Raw genomic sequence first — 16,714 nt, forward strand, 5'->3', positions numbered from 1 at the left:
TGTTGGGGTGCGGAGCCACACATGAGACCGGCTGTCGATGCGCCGGTGTGGTTCCGACGTCGGGACAGACGCCCGGACGGCTGTCGCCAGCCACTAATTTGGGACAAGAACCTTGCACACTTAGGGCCGTATTTCGTTGATGGCACCGACGACGGTGTTGATGAAGAAAAGAAAACTTACTTCATACTCAACACGCCAATGCCTTGCCCTCCTCGGAACACTTTCCCGGGTCACCGGCTTTCCATCTCCAGACGCAGGTGTTGGGAGATCTCAAGCCACGACTTCGGTAGGCGTGCGGCTGTCCTGACGATGGTTCGCCTCATGGCCTCAAATCACGCCGAACGCAAGCAGCCGGGTTTCCGGCTTGGCAATGGACGGGCGTATGGCAGCGGACTTTGTATTGACCAGAAAACTCCGGGATGGGTTAGACCATCACAGCAGCGCTTCGTGCGCACGGCCATCCTTGGCCTCGCAGTAGAGAATGAAGGACTGGTTCACGACGGAGTAACCGCCGGGCGTCGGATAGTCACCGCTGAAGTACCAGTCGCCGTATTCGGCGCCGAGGGCACGGTGCAGGTTTGGGATGTTTTGATAGATGACCTCCACGTCGCCGTGCCACGGCGTATCCTCGGGGCTGATCAACTGGGCGACCTTGGCGGAGATTTCTTCGTCAGTGAAGGGCGCGTAGATGGCCTTCACGGCATTGCGCATTTCTTCCTTGGGCTTTTTCAGCTCGGCCTGACAGGCGAAGTACGTCTCGCGCACGATGTGCGCCATGCCACGCGAGCGCAGCAGGCCGATGGCGGCCTGGAAGGCGATGAACTTGCCGAGTTCGGCCATGTCGATGCCGTAGCAGTCGGGATAACGAATCTGCGGGGCGGTGGAGCAGACGATGATGCGGCGTGGATTGGTGCGGGCGAGGATGCGGAGCAAACTTTTCTTCAAGGTGGTGCCGCGCACGATGGAATCGTCGATGACGACGAGATTGTCCTTCGGCGTGACGACGCCGTAGGTGATGTCATAGCTGCCGGAGACGAGCTGGTCGCGCCCGGTCTCCTGCGCGATGAAGGTGCGCATCTTGATGTCCTTGAGCGCGATTTTTTCGCCACGCGGCCAGTTGCGCAGCACGAGATCGTCGAGCTTCGCTTCATCGAGTTCGCCACGCTTGAGCATGTCCATGAGCGCTTCTTTGACGACACCACGCCGGCTTTTGCGCAGGCCGTCGAGAAAGCCGAAGTAGGCCGTCTCGGCAGTGTTGGGGATGAAACTGAGCACGGTGTGCTCGAAGTCGTTGTCGATGGCCTTCACGACCTGCGGCACGAGCTGCTCGCCGAGTGCCTTGCGCTGACGGTAGATGGCGGAGTCGTTGCCGCGTGAGAAGTAGATGCACTCGAAGGAGCAGGGCTTGAACACACGCGGCTCCGTGAACTGCTGGATGCTCATGCTGCCGTCGGCCTTGATCACGGCCACATGCGCTGGCGGCACTTCGCGAGTGTCATCTTCACCGACGCCGAACACGGACATGAGGGCGACGCGTTCGGAGGCGAGGGCGAAAATTTCATCATTCTCGTAGTAGTGACAGGGGCGGATGCCGCTGGGGTCGCGCATGGCGAAGAGATCGCCATTGCCGATGACGCCGACGATGCTGTAGCCGCCGTCCCAGCGTTTGGCGGATTCTTTGACGACGCTGGTCACATCAAGCTCCGCGCTGATGCGCGCAGGGATGTTTTCCCCCGGCATGCCGGAGTCACGCAGGACATGGTAGAGCTTGGTATGCGCCTCATCGAGCTGGAAGCCGATTTCTTCGAGCACGCTCTGCGTGTCGGTGCCGAAGACGGGGTGCTGCCCGCGCTTCATCATGACCTCGTTGAGTTCGCGAGTGTTGGTAAGGTTGAAATTGCCCATCACCATCAGCGTGCGCGTGGGCCAGGTGGTGCGGCGCATGTAGGGATGCAGCGCACCTTTGCCAAAGTCACCGCTAGTGCCGTAGCGCAGGTGGCCGATGTAAATCTCGCCCGCCATCTCGAACTCGCGTTTGATGGCCTCGGGATCGTCCTCAAAGGACACAAATTCGCGGCCTTCCTGGTCGCGCTCGTCCTTGCGCTGCTTGTCAATGCGGCGGGCGATGCGTTTGAACTCCTTGCGCTCGTCATCAAAGACCTGCGCGATGCGTTCCACGCTCTCGGTGCTGCGCACGCGGAACATGTAGGGCAGGCCGGGGGGCATGCCCAGCTTGCTGCAACCGATGCCGATGCCGTCCTGTCCGCGGTTGCGCTGTTTGGTCATGAGCGCCTGCAACGCATCGAGGCCGTAGAGGGCGTTGCCGTATTTTTGATAGTAGTATCCCAGCGGCTTTTTCAGCCGCACCACTGCTATGCCGCACTCGTGCCTGATTGGGTCGCTCATCGGTAAGGAGCGCCCACCTTTGGCAGGTGGTGGCAGGAGTGCAACCGGTGGAAAATGTTTCTCATTTGGAGCTTCTTTGCCACCATCCCAGCGCAAATCCTATTCCAGCCCCGAAGCCAAGCCCGTGGAACAACCCCCAGCCCAGTTTGGCCACGATGGCGACCTGCGGCTTCGCCCAGCCCTCGATGCCCGAGGCCAGGATGCCATACATCCATTTGCCACCGATGAAATAGCCCGCTGTGTGCAACACGAACAGCATGAGAGCCGCGATCCAGAATCCTCGGGCAAGGCCCAACGAATTCCAGGCAACAAAAGCGAAGAACAGCGTTCCCGCTGCTGCACCTACCCACTCGCCGGGCCGGCCCTTGATCAAAAACCACGCCAGACTCCACAACAGCGCGTAACCGAAGAACGCCGGCAGAAACATGCGGTAGAAACGCCCCAGCTTGTTTTCTCCGTGCAACAGCCCGCACAGCGCCAACCCGGCCCCGCCGAGATAAACCAGCGCGATCAGCGCATACATGCCGATCTCACTGCCCGCGATGCGCGGCGCAAAGGCCCAGATGGAATACGCGGCGACGCTGACAGCGGCGAAACCAAGGCTGCCGTGCAGCGTGGAGCGGAGGATGGGGTTCATGCGTGATGAAACGCCGGAGGAGCGCAAAGTTCAGAAAATTTTCTTGGCTTCGCCAATGCGCTGCCGCCAGTAATACGGACGGCGCTTCGCATGCGCGATGGCGAGGATGACGACCTGCTCACGCCAGAGCATGTAGGCGATGTAGTATTCGCCAAAACGGGGCGTCAGGTTCACCCGGCGAACGATGCCAGCGCGGATGTTGTAGAGCAGCGGGTTGCCACAAATCTGCTGCCGGTAACTGAGGTAGTGATGGTTGAACCACTCCGCCAGCTCTGCGTCGATCAAAAGGTAACGCTCAGCGGCCTGCTCCAGCTCTATCTGAGCCGCTGGATGAATGTGCCAGGGTTTCATGCGACTTTTTTGCGCTGGATTCCATGCTTGGCGTACAAGGCATCCATCATGCGGTCAGATTCCTCACCCGAAATCAGCTCCACCGTGCCGTCCATCACTTCCTGTGCTCGCCGGTTGATTTCTTCATCCCAGGCGGCAGCGACAGATTTTTCATCGTCGTCGAGCGAGGGCAGCACATACTCAGATTGAATGTCGCGCAGCAGGTCGTCGAGATCGTCCTTGGGCAGGCTGCGGATTTCGTTTTTGAGGCGTTCAACAGTGGCGGTCATGGCGCGATAGTAATGAATCGCGCTGAGTTTGTCGAGTCCTCACCGAAACCACCCGCGAATGCGGTCAAACAGACCGCCGCCACGCTGGCCGGGCTGCTGCATCTGGGGTGGTGGTGCGGCGTAGCCCTGATGCTCCACGCAGAAGTTTTGCGGCACCAGATCATAGGGCAGTGCCTCCTCATACGCGGTGCCGGCGCGACCGCAGCCGTCGGTGGCGAGCTGACTGGTGACACGGCACAGCGACACGCGTGAGAGTGGCAGCGTGGCTTTCGGAGCCTCCGTCTTGTAGCCGAGGGCGACGGCTTTTTTCATCACGTCGGCCCAGATCGGCAGTGCGAGCGTGCCACCGTAGCCTTCCTCGACAATCGTCTGCGGTTTGTCGAGGCCCACCCACACGCCGCAGCTCACACGATCGGTGTAGCCGGCAAACCATGCGTCTTTGTAATCGTTGGTGGTGCCGGTCTTGCCGCCGCCGGGTTCCTTGAAGCCGTAGGTACTGCGCAAGGATGCCGCCGTGCCGCGGTCCAGCACCTGCGCCAGAATGTTGCGCATCATGTAGGCCACGCTGGGGGTGATGACCTCGGCTTCGAGCACGGGGGTCTGGTAGATGACGTTGCCGGCCTTGTCGATGATGCGGTCGATGAGGAAGGGACGCCTGCGCAAGCCTTGATTCGGGAAGATGCTGATCGCGCTGGTGAGCTGGCGTGGATTGCCGCCGATGTTGCCGATGAAAATCTGCGATGTGCGTTCAGCGGGCCGGGAAAAACCGGCGTTGGTGAGGAGATCGAGCACACGATCGAGACCGGCATAGTTGCCGAGGCGCACGGTCATGGTGTTGCGGCTTTTGACGAGGCCTTCCGTGAGTGTGGCGAGGCCGAGGAACTTGCCGTCCGAGTTCTGCGGGCTCCAGCCGGGCTCAGAGCCGTCGATTTCACCGGGCTGGATCGGTGCGTCGTTGATCAAGGTGCCGGGCATGAAGCCAGCGGCGACACCGGCGGCGTACACGAATGGTTTCACCGTCGAGCCGATCTGGCGTTCACCCTGCGTGGCGCGGTTGTATTTGCTGTGGTGATAATCACGCCCGCCGACGACTGCCAGAATGGCACCAGTGTTGTTGTCGAGCATCATGAGTGCGCTCTGAAGGTAAGGCGTGGCGGTGATCTCGTGTGTGCCGTCCCAGGTCTTGTCAAAGTCGGCTTTCTTGGGGTGCAGGTAGCCTTTCTGCTTTTCCACGGCGGCGAGACGCTTCTCCACCGACTCCTCGGCGGCATCCTGCAAATCCTTGTTCAAGGTGGTGAACACCTGCAGGCCGCCGTCCTCGATTTCCTGCTGCTCCAGGATCAAATCGAGATCGCGCCGCACGGCATCGAGCGCATAGCCGCCCTGGTTTTGGAACGCGGGCTGTGCGTGCAGAGCGATGTCGGCATAGCGTGCGGCCAGTTCTTCCTCCGGCGTGATGACCTTGGTCACGAGCATGCGCTTGAGCACATCATCGCGCTCCTTGATCGCGCCGTCGTAATTGCGGAAGGGCGAGAAGCGCACTGGGCTGCGGATGATGCCAGCGATCATCGCCGCCTCGCTCAGATTGAGCTGGCTGGCATGCTTGCCGAAGTACACCTGGCTGGCACGCTGCACACCGTAGATGCCGGGGCCGTAGAAGATGCGGTTCACATAATGCTCGATGATCTGGTCCTTGGTGCAGGCCTTCTCGATGCGGCGGGCCAGCATCATCTCCACCAGCTTGCGGTGGATGCTGCGGTCGTCGAGATCGGGGAAGCTGTTACGCGCGAGCTGCATCGTCAGCGTGCTGGCGCCCTGCACCACGCGCATGTCCTTCACATTGCGCACCATCGCACGCGCCACGCCCTTGTAGTCGATGCCGCCGTGGTCGTAGAAGCGCGCATCTTCGCGTGCCAGCAGCGCTTTGACGAACCAGGAGGAAACTTCACTCAGCGGCACGATGATGCGATTCTCACCATGCATGCGGCCGAGGATCTCGCCCTTGTAATCCATCACGATGGTGCGCTCCGGCATCTGGCCGAGCTGAGTGAGATCGTAGGCCTTCGCCAGATGGCTGTAGATGCCGATGACCACCGCCGCCGTCACCGTGCAGAGCAGCGAGCCGCCCATGACCACGATCAGCGACAGCCGCTTCCATCGCTGCCAGCGCGACAAGGTTGGTTTCGCCGGCTTGCGGGTTTCAGAGGGCGTTTTTTTCATGGGGGCGCACATCGGGTCGTTGTTTTCGACCAAAGATCAAGCCCCGGACAATGAACTCCATGTGAACTTCGTTTTCACCCGGGCCGCCGAATCGATCTGGAAGAAGTGCGCCGACGACGAAACTGCATCATCATCCCCGCCACGGCCAGCAGCAGCGCGCTGGAAGGTTCAGGAGCGCTGGTGACCGGACCGAAGCCGCTGAGGTCGCCGTTGAGCATGCTGAGATCGCCGTCGATGGACGCGAACACGGCATTGGGCACGGTGCCGGTGGTGGTGGACTCGAAGTCGAGGCGGAAGTGGCTGGTGTTTTCATAAGTGAGGATGAAAGCGCCGCTCACATCGGTCTCGGCGTAGTTGGTCCCTGGTCCGGTGAAGAGCACGCCGCCAGTGAAGATGGAGGGAGTCACGCTGGCGGCATTGCTGCCAGTGCGGTAGGAAACCAGGCCCTCGGCGGTGTAGGCGCGCAGCTTTTCGCTCTGTGAAGCTTCGCCATCGACATCATAGATGAGCAGGTCGAGCTGGCCCACGGTGTAAGGCGTGGTGAAGCCCGTGCCGCCGAGATAGAAGGACAGGTCATAATGCACACCACCCAGTCCGGTGGTGGTGGCGGTGTGATAAACGCCGAGATCGTCGTTCGGCTCGCCGGTGTTCGAGCTGTAGTCCGCGTAGTAGCCGGAGTTCGCGGCGGAGCCGAAGGTCATGCCGCCCCAGGTGCTGGCGGTGACACGCAGGTCGAGCACCACCGGGCCGGAGGTGGCAACATCGAGGAAATCGAGCGTGCTCGTGCGGTAGTAGCTCATGCCGCCGAGGCCGTTGGTGCCGGTCGGTGTGCCGACTGGATTGCTGAAATCCAGTGACACGGACTGCGCGTGCGCGGTCTCCAGTGTGAGTGCCAGAGCGGTGAGGAGGAAGAGGTGGAGTTTGCGAGCTTTCATGAGCGTGGCTGATGCTAGAAGCACCGCCTTGATGCGAACAGCCCCGCGACTGCGGGGAGAACCCCACCGCCGCAGGCAACGCTGCATCTTTGTGCGTGACATTCACGCTGCGAATCCCGTACCATGCGGTTGAAACCAATCATCCAACCCATGAAAGCACTCTGTCTCTCCCTCTTGCTTGCCACCACGCTTGCGGCCTCCGCCGCGCTCATCGAATCGCCCCAGAAGGGCGGTTTGAAGCTGGCTTCACTCAGTTCGATCAGCTTTGGCCCAGAGGGGCTGCTGCTCGTCGCCGAACCGGCCACCGCCAGCATTCTCGCCATTCAAACCGGTGACACCGGCGCGACGAAGGCCGTGCTCAAAAAAACCTTGGCTGATGTCGGCGGGGCGATTGCCGACGGCCTCGGTGCGAAGAAGGAGGACATCACCGTCAAGGATCTCGCGGTGAATCAGGCCAGCGGCCGCATCTATCTGGCGGTGCAGCGTCGTCCGGACAACGCGGTGATCATTGTCACCGTCGATGCAGCGGGCAAGGTGGCACCGCTGAACCTCGATCCCCTGCCCTGGGTGCGCGTCACGCTGCCCGGCGGCACGACGAGCAAGGTCACCAACATCACCGACGTCGCTTTCGACAAGGACCGCGTGTTTGCCACCGGCACCTGCAACGAAGAATTCGCCAGCCGCATCTTCACCATTCCCGTGCCGATCAAGAACGGCGCCACGGCCAGCGTGTTCAGCGCAGAGACCTATCATGTGGCGCATCGCAAGTGGGAGACGAAGGCCCCGATTCAGAGCTTCGTCCCGTATCAATCGAAGGAAGGCACGTTTGTCGTCGGCGCTTTCGCCTGCACGCCGGTGGCGAAGTTCAAAGTCGATGACATCCAGAGCGGCGCACAGGTCAAAGGCGTGAGCATGGTGGAGCTTGGCAGCGGCAATCGTCCGCTCGATCTGTTCAGCTACACGGACAAGAGCGGCAAGGAGTGGCTCGTGGTCCACACGCAGCGCTTCAAGCAGAACGCCTTTGGCCCCAGCAAGATGTGGGGCGCGCGCATCAGCATGGACTACCTCGACGCCAAGACGCCGGAGAAGACGAACGAAAACGCCGCACGACGTGATGAGAAGGAGTCCAAAGGCCCCGAGGGCATCGAGATCGTCGATGCGCTGTTCGGTGCCGTGCAGGTGGACAAGCTGAGCAACACCGAGGCCATCGTGCTGCGTGACACCGAGGGCACGCTGAGCCTCGAAGTCGCCGCGCTGCCGTGAGGAATCCAACGAGCAGGGCTATCCTCGGCCCGTTTCTGGCGTTCGCTTGCATGCTATGTGTCATGACCGCTCATCATTGGTGCGCGCTTTGACGCGCCAGCGTTTTGGAGCTTTGCGTGTGCCGTCGGATGTTCGAAAGCGCCGGAAGACCGGCGCACTCCAGGACGCTGCCGCGCTTTTCATCGTTCTTTCCGAGTCATGACGCTTCCTTCCTGTCTTCATCGCCTGGGTTGGCTCGTTTTGAGCGGCACACTCTGCCTCACACAGGCGGCCGAGCTGCGCGTGAACGAGGTCGGCCAGATCGAGGTGCAGGGCGGCGATGTGCGTGTGTTTCGCGGTGATGCGGCCACGCCGATGTTTGGCACTGTGTCGAAGGAGCGCGACGCCGTTCGCTTCGCACCTGCGCTGCCCTTCGTGCCGGGCGAACGCTATCGTGTTGAGTTCCAGAAGACCGACGGCTCGTGGAGCACGCAGCGCCTGCGCATTGAACTGCCGAAGGCGGAAGCGCCCACCGCCGCCATGCTGCCCTCCGACACACCGTTTCCGGCGAACGCGTTGAAGTTCTACCTGCACTTCAGCCAGCCGATGGAGCAGGGCGTGTTTCTCGACCGCATCAGCCTGCATCGCCTAGATGGCAGCGTGGTGCAGGGGGCATTCCGTGAGACAGAACTGTGGTCGCCCGATGGCAAACGCCTCACGCTCTGGCTGCATCCGGGAAGACAGAAGACCGGCGTTAATTTGAACACGGACGAAGGCCCGGTGCTGCAGGAAGGGGAAACGTACACGCTGAAGCTTGCCGCGAACTGGCGTTCCGCGGCGGGAGTGCCGCTGGGACAGAAGTACACGTTCTGGATCACCGCCGGGGCCGTCGATCACGCCTGTCCTGAGCCGCAGCGTTGGAAGGTTACCGCGCCGAAACGCAGCACGCGTGATCCACTGCACCTCCTGTTCGATGAAGCGCTCGATCCCGCCATGCTGAACTCTGCGCTGCACGTCCGCAGTGGCGATCAAGCGGTGAAGGGAGTGATCCATGTCGCCACCGATGCTCGTTCGTGGTCGTTGATCCCTGCGGCTGAGTGGCCGCCCGGCCGCTATGAAATCGTCATCGACCCACTGCTCGAAGACCTCGCCGGGAACAACCTGCTCGGCCCCTTTGAGGTGGATCGGGATCAGCCGGCGCAGCCAGCGCAGGTGACGCTGCTGCGGTTTGAAATTGGTGAGTGAGGGCCGCCCGGCGCGGCGGTTGTATTCGCGGTTGCGCTCCCTTCGTTCACTCCAGCATCGCCCGCGCCTCGGCTTGCACGGCATCGCGCAAGACTCCGGGCCGCAGCACCTTGGCATGTCGGCCCCAGCTCAGCACCCAGCGGGTGATTTCCTCCAACCCGGACAGGTCGGCCTGAAACTCGATGACGCTGCCATCGGGTTTGAGCTTTCTGATGGCCTGCGTGGAGTGCCACAGGCGCTCGGCCACCACGCGTGCGGCATAGCCTTCAAAGCGGATGTGGACCTCGTGCTTGCGCTGCTCCTCGCCCGCATAGCTCCACACGCCAAAGCCGCCGCCGAGATGATCGCGTGCATTGAAGCGTGGATCGCGCACGAACTTCGTCTTCAGCAGGCTCAGGTTCGTGATGCGTTGCAGGGCAAAGGTCCGCACCGCTTTCCGTGCTGGATCGTAGGCCAGCAAATACCAACCGTGCTCGATCTGGCCCACGTGATAAGGCTGCACCGTGCGCTGCTCGGGTTTGCTGCCGGTGAGCTTGTGATAATCAAAGTTCACCTCCCGGCAGGCCCGCACCGCATCCAGCAGATCGCCAAACAACGTCACATCTGCCGGCAGCACACCCGATGCCTTCACCGAGAAAGCCTCGTCCAGCTCATGCCACTCGATAGAAATCTCGCCGGGGCATGCTTCCGCAATTTTGCTGAAGCTCTCGCTCAGCATGCGCTCCAGACGCGTGCCCCGCAGCGGCTCCAGCGCATGACGTGCCAGGAACAAGGCCACCAAGTCATTGCGCGAGAGATGCAGCATAGGGAACTCATGCACCGGCCGCGTGTAGTAGTAGCCATGCTTGAGCTGATCATACTCCAGCGGCAGATCCAACTGGTCCCGCATGAAAGTGATGTCGCGCTGGATCGTCTTCGGCGTCACTTCGATCTCTGCCGCCAGGCTGGAACAGTTCGGATGTTTGCCTGTCTGCACGATCTTGTGGATCTCCAGCACCCGCCACATGGCGACTCGACTGGTGCCTTTGCGGATGACCGAAGCGGGAAGAGGATCTTTGGTTCGTGATCTTCGGGAGGCAGATGCTTTGGACATGTTAGCGAAGAAATACCGCAGAAAGTTCGTCTGTCGCCCCGCAAATGTCCGACCCCCTGTGCGAGGATGCGTGTGTTCAGACCACTCGCACATGCGCTCCCACATTCTCGCTCAACTCCAGCCCCTGCTCAGCAGCACGACCACTCCCGTGATCCTGCTGGAAGGCACCCGCCAGCTTCCTGCCGAGAAACGGCAGGCACTCGCTGACGTAGGTCGGCGTTTGGCAGAAGCTTTCCCCCTGGCCGTGTTCCGCAGTGGCAATGCCATCGGCACCGATGAAGCGTTTGCCGCAGGCGTCGCCACCGTTCCGGGTGCAAAGCTGCAGCTCGTTCTGCCCACACCTGGCATGGGTCGCTCACGCCGTCCCGCTTCCGCCTCCTGCCTAGCCTTGGACGATCTGCCCTTGGAAGAGCGCCACCACCTTGCTCGTGAATCTTTTGCCGCATCGCCCGAGAATCATCGCCTCTTCGATCTCTATCTGCGCGGCCAGTCCGGCAATCCCGCCTACGCCAAGGCGCAGTATCTCGTGCGCGACGCCTTGAAAGTCTTCGGCAGTCCTGGTTTGCGCCTTGCTCCTGCCACCGTGGCGCTCTTCTTCATCAACAACATCGGCCCCACCAGTGGCGGCACCGCCCACACCATCCGCCTCTGCGAGCGCCAGGAGGTGCCCGTCTTCACCCAGCGCGACTGGCTGGCATGAGCCTCTCACCATTCACCACTCCACGCCCTTTGTTTCCGACCCCTCCATCTACCATGGCCCTTCTCCCCTCAGGCATTCATTATTGCATCAACAGCAAGCCGCTCGATGAACTGCTTCACAGAGCGGGCAACGGCAGCGGTCTGCACATACCGGACGTGCGCATGATTCATGGCACGGACGACCTGCGCCGCTACATGCGCCTGATGTGGCTGCTGCCATTGGGGGCGGACTGCGCGACTGCTCCCGAGCTGAATGCGCTCTCGTTGCCAGTGCCTGCGCATTTAACGCTCGTGGACAGCGGTTACACCTTCCACCGTCTGCCAGAGCACCTCGACGAGCGTGACCGCCAGTCATTGGCGCTGTTTTGGCAAAGTCCGCGCTGTCAGGCCTTTTTGGAGCAGCAGATGGAGAAGGTGCGTCCAGTGCGAAGAATCGCGCTCGATCATCTCGAACCGGAGGACTCCCTCATCAGCCAGTGGTTTCCCGTGCCACCACCGCCGCCACGATCTGGTCCGCCACTGACGCAGGCAGAAATGACAGCCAAACGGAACGCTTCCAGAGCCGAGCTTGAAGCCGCTGTGGAGGAGGAAATGGCCGAGCAGGCCGCCATCTCACAGACCGATAACCCCTAACTCACCCATCCCAATCCCATGAACCCACACCTCACCGAAATCGCCTACATCCTCGACCGCTCCGGTTCCATGCAGCCCATGCAGGAACCCGCCGTCACCGCCTTCAATGACTTCGTCAGAACCCAGCTCGATGTCCCTGGCGAGGCCCGCCTCACGCTCATCCAGTTTGATGATGCCTACGAGGTGCCCATCGCCGCGCTGCGTTTGCAGGACGTGCCACAGCTCACCGCCGCCACCTACGTCCCGCGCGGCAGCACCGCGCTGCTCGATGCCATTGGCCGCACCATCAAAGATACCGACACGCGCCTGCAAAAACTCCCTGCCGCCAGCCAGCCCGACAAGGTCATCATCACCGTCTTCACCGACGGCATGGAGAACGCGTCCAGCGACTACACCGTGAAGCACATCAGCGATCTCATCCGCCTCTACCGCGATGACAAAGGCTGGGAGTTCATCTTTCTCGCTGCAAATCAAGACGCCATCGCCACCGCCGCCACCATGCGCATCGACGCCTGCACTTCGGGGAACGTCAGCTACAGCATGAAGGGTGTGACCTCCACCGGCAGCGCCATGTCCCGTAAAGTGCGCGCCATGCGCATGAAAAGCAGCGGCACCATGGATGCGCAGGCTGTGGAGGACGACGCCAAGCCCATGGATCAGATCGTCAAAGAAGAGGAGGCAAAGCCGGAAGAAGAGCAGAAATGAAAAAAACAAAAAATCAGACCTTCAGCACTTCAGATTTCCAATTTCCAATTTCCACTTTCCCATTTCTGCTTTTCCCCCTTCTCCCATGACCTTCATCACCGAGACCATCGCCATCGGCAACTTCATCGACGCCGAAGACCGTGTCGCACGAGAAGCAGCCGGCATTCGCTCCATCCTCTGCCTCAATGGTCTGCTCTCTGGCTGCAAGCCGGAAGACTGCGGCGTCGAGGCGCTGACCTGCCTCAACCTGCACGACGGGCCGGGCAATGATCCATACATCTTCGCCCGTGCCGTGAAACTCGTGGGGCAGTATGCGCTGAATCATCCGAAGCTGCTGGTCCACTGCCACGCGGGCAAAAGCCGCTCCGTCATGGTGGTGGCCGCTCATCTCGTGCGGCAGAACGCTTGGGATCTGCGGCAGGCGTTGGCATTCATCCACGCAAAACGGCCAGAGACCGTTTCACCGGAAGAACTGCTATCCGTGTGGGATGTGAATAATGATGGGAGGATCGCATGACCAACCGCCGCCGCCCTTGGCATCAGCGCCTTGTCCGTAGAGTGACACGCCATGCTCCGGTCAGGGCCATCCTGACGCCCTCTCCCTTGAGCTTCATGGCAGCCTTCACCCTCCTCGGCAGCCTCATCGCCCTCCTGTCGGGCATCTTCGCCGTCGCACTCGTGCTTGCAGCCTCAAGCATCGGCTGCCTGGCCTGCCAGCTCCGTCAGCAAGATGACCTGCCCACTTGAACCCATATGAAACTCCAAACCTCCGTCCATGATCTCCTTTTTGATGTGGATCATGTCCCTATCGAAGCCGTCGTCGGCTCGAACGGCAGCACCCGTCGTATCAACATCCCCGGCAAGAAAGCTCTCGTGAACAAGCTCACCGGCCTCGTGCTCGGTGTCGTCAGTCGTGACTACCGCGTCGTCACCAATCAGGAAGCGGTGAATCTGGCTCGTGATGTCTGCGAGAAAGCCTTCCCTGGACTCTCATCGGTCGAATGGGAAGCCAAACGTGCCGCCGCACCACGCACCCTCAGCTACGCCTTCATCGACCTCATGCATAAAACACATGTGCTGAACTACTGGGACAGCGAGATCAAAAAAGACGATCCCTTCACCCCCTTCCTCCGCGTGGCCAACAGCTTCAACGGTGCCCGTGCCCTCCGCTTCGACATCGGCTTCATGCGCAAGCACTGCTCCAACGGCGTCATCTTCGAGGAAGAAGTCGCCACCATCAAAGCCTCCCACAGCAAGGAGGCTCTGGCGCAATTGAAGATCGAGATCACCTCCCGCAGCCTGCCGCAGATGTGGGACGAATTTTCCAAGTTCCTCACTAGCGTCCGCAGCATCGGCATGACCACCGACCAGTCCACCCTGGCTTTGAACACCGTCCTGCGACTACCAGCCGCCAAATGCGACGACAAACCAACGCGGAGGGAGGGGTTGCAAGTCTTGACCGACGACTTCGCCGCACGGTTGGGTGGCTACCTGAAGGAACTCGGCTCCAATGCATACGCCGTCTTCAACACCCTCACGGACATCGCCGCTCGTCCACCGGACAGTCCCTTGTTCCAAAAGGATCGGGACACCATTGAGAAACGCTCGGGCCGCTGGCTCAAGGAGTTAGCCCGTCACAGCCAGACAGCCGGATTCGATCTGAATGGGTGGATTCCAGCATGGGAGGCAGGTTTGGCAGGTCGCTCGATTCCGGGACGGAATTAAAACCGATTCCTTGCCTCTTCCTCGATCACCCGCTTTGATCGTTCAGACGCTCCTCTGAACGTCTCCCCCCGAATGGCCATCAAGAAATCCGACCTCTACTCCTCCCTCTGGGCCTCGTGCGATGAACTCCGGGGCGGCATGGATGCCAGCCAGTATAAGGACTACGTCCTGTTCATGCTCTTCATCAAATACGTCTCCGACAAATACGGCGACAGCGATGACTTTGCCCCGCCGGTGGTCATTCCGAAGGGTGCGTGCTTCAAGGACATGGTCGCCCTCAAGGGCAAGGGCGACATCGGCGACAAGATCAACACCCAGGTCATCCAGCCGCTCATCGATGCGAACTCCCGCCTCGCCCGCAGCGACTTCCCGGACTTCAACGACTCGAACAAACTCGGCGACGGGGCGCAGAAGGTCGAGAAGCTCGGCAACCTCATCTCCATCTTCGAGAACCCCGCCCTCGATTTCTCCCAGAACCGGGCCGAGAACGACGACATCCTCGGCGACGCCTATGAGTATCTCATGCGGCACTTCGCCAGCGAGAGCGGGAAGAGCAAAGGCCAGTTCTACACCCCATCGGAGGTCAGCCGCATCATGGCCAAGGTCATCGGCATCGGGCCGCATAACTCCATCGCCGCCACTACCGCCTACGACCCCACCTGCGGCTCCGGTTCGTTGTTATTGAAGGTCGCCGCCGAAGCGGGCAAGCACATCACGCTCGAAGGCCAAGAAAAGGACGTGACCACCGCCGGTCTCGCCCGCATGAACATGATCCTGCACGACTTCCCCACGGCGAACGTGCTTTCAGGCAACACCCTCTTCGACCCCAAGTTCAAGGACGGCGAGGCACTCCGCACCTACGACTACGTCGTCGCCAATCCGCCCTTCTCCGACAAAGCCTGGTCCACCGGCCTCACCACGTCCGCAGATCTATTCCAGCGCTTCACCTGGGGCGTGCCGCCCGCCAAGCAGGGCGACTACGCCTACCTCCTGCACATCATTCGCAGCCTCAAGAGCACCGGCAAAGCCGCCTGCATTCTCCCGCACGGCGTGCTCTTCCGCGGCAATGCCGAAGGCGTCATCCGACAGCAGCTCGTCCGCTCCGGCTACCTCAAGGCCATCATCGGCCTGCCAGCCAATCTCTTTTACGGCACCGGCATCCCGGCCTGCATCCTCGTGCTCGACAAGGAAAACGCCCAGGCGCGCAAAGGCATCTTCATGATTGATGCCTCCAAGGGCTTCAAGAAAGACGGCCCGAAGAACCGCCTCCGCGAGCAGGACATCCACAAGATCGTGGACACCTTCACCCGGCAGGAGGAAAGCGACCCGCGCTACGCCCGCATGGTGCCCGTCGCAGAAATCGCCGACCCGAAGAACGACTACAACCTCAACCTCCCGCGCTACATCGACAGCACCGAGCCCGAGGACCTCCAGGACATCGACGCCCACCTGCGCGGCGGCATCCCCGAGAACGATCTCGATGCCTTCGGCGGTTATTGGAAAATCATGCCCGGCGTGCGCTCCGTTTTATTCCAGACGCTCCGTCCCGGCTATTCCGCACTCCGCATTCCGCATTCCGAAATCAAGGCCACCATCTTCGCCCATGCCGAGTTCACTGCCTTCACCACCAAGGCGAAGAAGCTCTTCACGAAATGGCAGACCGCCAGCGTGCCGCTGCTGAAAGGCCTCGCCAAGGACGGCCACCCGAAGCCGCTCATCGAGACCATCGCCGAGGACCTGCTGGCCACCTTCAAGTCCGCGCCGCTGCTGGATGCCTACGATGTCTATCAGCACCTCATGGACTACTGGGCCGAGACCATGCAGGACGATTGCTACCTCGTCGCCGATGTCGGCTGGATCGCCGGGGCCAGGCCGCGTGAGATCGTTCAGGTGAAGAATAAGGAGGGCAAACTCATCTGGCCCGAGAAGGAAGACTTCAAAAAGGGCAAACGCCGCTTCAAGTCCGACCTCGTCCCCGCCGCCCTGCTCATCGCCCGCTACTTCGCCGCCGAACGCGATGCCATCGCCGCCCTGGAGGCCGAACTCGCCAGCCTTGAGCAGCAGCTTGATGAGATGCGGGAGGAACACAGCGGCGAGGACGGGCTGCTCGCCGAAGTCATCGAAGGCGAGGGCGATAAGCAGAAAATCACCGCCAAAGCCCTCAAGGCCCGCCTCAAGGACATCGGCAAAGACAAGGACGATGCCGAAGAACGCCAGGCCCTTGAAGCCTACGCCGCGCTGCTCGACCAGCAGGCCGACACCAAGACCCGGCTCAAGACCGCGCAGGACGACCTGGAGGCCAAGCTCGACGCCAAATACCCCACGCTCACCGAGACCGACATCCAGATCCTCGTCGTGGACGACAAATGGCTCGCCACCCTCGCCGCCGCCGTGCAGGGCGAGCTGGACCGCGTCTCCCAGACCCTCACCGGCCGCATCCGCCAGCTCGCCGAACGCTACGCCACCCCGCTGCCGCAGCTCACCGATGAAGTGGCCGCCCTGGCCGCGAAAGTGGACGGACACCTCAAACGAATGGGAGCCAAGCTATGAACTC

Annotated in this window: 16 protein-coding genes; 9 read left to right on the forward strand and 7 right to left on the reverse strand. The window is 61.3% G+C overall.

The window, feature by feature from the left end:
* Window positions 1-432: 432 nt before the first annotated feature.
* The 6 genes from ACKVY0_RS18995 to ACKVY0_RS19020 all read right to left on the reverse strand — a co-directional run bounded on the left by ACKVY0_RS18995 (window position 433) and on the right by ACKVY0_RS19020 (window position 6,818).
* On the reverse strand, window positions 433-2,406 hold the full coding sequence (locus ACKVY0_RS18995; protein ID WP_409216412.1) for an amidophosphoribosyltransferase: 1,974 nt from the start codon (window positions 2,404-2,406) through the stop codon (window positions 433-435).
* 61 nt (window positions 2,407-2,467) lie between these two features.
* Entirely contained in the window at window positions 2,468-3,043 is a 576-nt protein-coding gene (locus ACKVY0_RS19000; RefSeq protein WP_409216413.1) for a hypothetical protein, read from the reverse strand.
* A 30-nt stretch (window positions 3,044-3,073) separates the two neighbouring features.
* Window positions 3,074-3,394, reverse strand: a complete 321-nt coding sequence (locus tag ACKVY0_RS19005) for a hypothetical protein (protein ID WP_409216414.1) — start codon at window positions 3,392-3,394, stop codon at window positions 3,074-3,076.
* Entirely contained in the window at window positions 3,391-3,663 is a 273-nt protein-coding gene (locus ACKVY0_RS19010; protein ID WP_409216415.1) for an addiction module protein, read from the reverse strand. The genes ACKVY0_RS19005 and ACKVY0_RS19010 overlap by 4 nt, the downstream gene beginning before the upstream one ends.
* Window positions 3,664-3,702: 39 nt before the next feature.
* Window positions 3,703-5,883, reverse strand: coding sequence for a transglycosylase domain-containing protein (locus ACKVY0_RS19015; protein WP_409216416.1), 2,181 nt, complete (start codon window positions 5,881-5,883; stop codon window positions 3,703-3,705).
* A gap of 74 nt (window positions 5,884-5,957) precedes the next feature.
* Window positions 5,958-6,818, reverse strand: a complete 861-nt coding sequence (locus ACKVY0_RS19020) for a PEP-CTERM sorting domain-containing protein (RefSeq protein WP_409216417.1) — start codon at window positions 6,816-6,818, stop codon at window positions 5,958-5,960.
* A gap of 150 nt (window positions 6,819-6,968) precedes the next feature.
* On the opposite strand from ACKVY0_RS19020, the gene ACKVY0_RS19025 reads away from it, so the two are divergent.
* Together ACKVY0_RS19025 and ACKVY0_RS19030 are read left to right on the forward strand one after the other, a co-directional pair.
* Window positions 6,969-8,081, forward strand: coding sequence for a hypothetical protein (locus ACKVY0_RS19025; RefSeq protein ID WP_409216418.1), 1,113 nt, complete (start codon window positions 6,969-6,971; stop codon window positions 8,079-8,081).
* A gap of 198 nt (window positions 8,082-8,279) precedes the next feature.
* The gene (locus ACKVY0_RS19030; RefSeq protein ID WP_409216419.1) at window positions 8,280-9,305 is read left to right on the forward strand and encodes an Ig-like domain-containing protein; all 1,026 of its coding nucleotides are present in this window, start codon (window positions 8,280-8,282) and stop codon (window positions 9,303-9,305) included.
* Between the two features lie 46 nt (window positions 9,306-9,351).
* Here the strand turns inward: ACKVY0_RS19030 and ACKVY0_RS19035 are convergent, their stop codons facing one another.
* Window positions 9,352-10,398, reverse strand: coding sequence for a helix-turn-helix transcriptional regulator (locus ACKVY0_RS19035; RefSeq protein WP_409216420.1), 1,047 nt, complete (start codon window positions 10,396-10,398; stop codon window positions 9,352-9,354).
* 91 nt (window positions 10,399-10,489) lie between these two features.
* On the opposite strand from ACKVY0_RS19035, the gene ACKVY0_RS19040 reads away from it, so the two are divergent.
* The 7 genes from ACKVY0_RS19040 (at window position 10,490) to ACKVY0_RS19070 (ending at window position 16,710) form a co-directional block, all read left to right on the forward strand.
* A complete protein-coding gene (locus ACKVY0_RS19040; protein ID WP_409216421.1) occupies window positions 10,490-11,098 on the forward strand; it encodes a hypothetical protein in 609 nt (202 codons plus the stop codon).
* A gap of 53 nt (window positions 11,099-11,151) precedes the next feature.
* Window positions 11,152-11,730 (forward strand): hypothetical protein, encoded by a 579-nt coding sequence (locus tag ACKVY0_RS19045; RefSeq protein WP_409216422.1) that lies wholly within the window; start codon window positions 11,152-11,154, stop codon window positions 11,728-11,730.
* Between the two features lie 18 nt (window positions 11,731-11,748).
* Window positions 11,749-12,435 carry a vWA domain-containing protein gene (locus ACKVY0_RS19050; RefSeq protein WP_409216423.1) on the forward strand — a complete coding sequence of 229 codons (687 nt, stop codon included), beginning with the start codon at window positions 11,749-11,751 and terminating at the stop codon, window positions 12,433-12,435.
* Between the two features lie 85 nt (window positions 12,436-12,520).
* A complete protein-coding gene (locus ACKVY0_RS19055) occupies window positions 12,521-12,952 on the forward strand; it encodes a dual specificity protein phosphatase family protein (RefSeq protein WP_409216424.1) in 432 nt (143 codons plus the stop codon).
* Between the two features lie 95 nt (window positions 12,953-13,047).
* A complete protein-coding gene (locus tag ACKVY0_RS19060; protein ID WP_409216425.1) occupies window positions 13,048-13,182 on the forward strand; it encodes a hypothetical protein in 135 nt (44 codons plus the stop codon).
* Between the two features lie 6 nt (window positions 13,183-13,188).
* A complete protein-coding gene (locus tag ACKVY0_RS19065; RefSeq protein ID WP_409216426.1) occupies window positions 13,189-14,160 on the forward strand; it encodes a DUF932 domain-containing protein in 972 nt (323 codons plus the stop codon).
* Window positions 14,161-14,232: 72 nt separating this feature from the next.
* A complete protein-coding gene (locus tag ACKVY0_RS19070; protein WP_409216427.1) occupies window positions 14,233-16,710 on the forward strand; it encodes an N-6 DNA methylase in 2,478 nt (825 codons plus the stop codon).
* Window positions 16,711-16,714: the final 4 nt, after the last annotated feature.

The sequence above is a fragment of the Prosthecobacter sp. genome (assembly GCF_046154365.1).
Classification (GTDB): Bacteria; Verrucomicrobiota; Verrucomicrobiia; order Verrucomicrobiales; family Verrucomicrobiaceae; genus Prosthecobacter.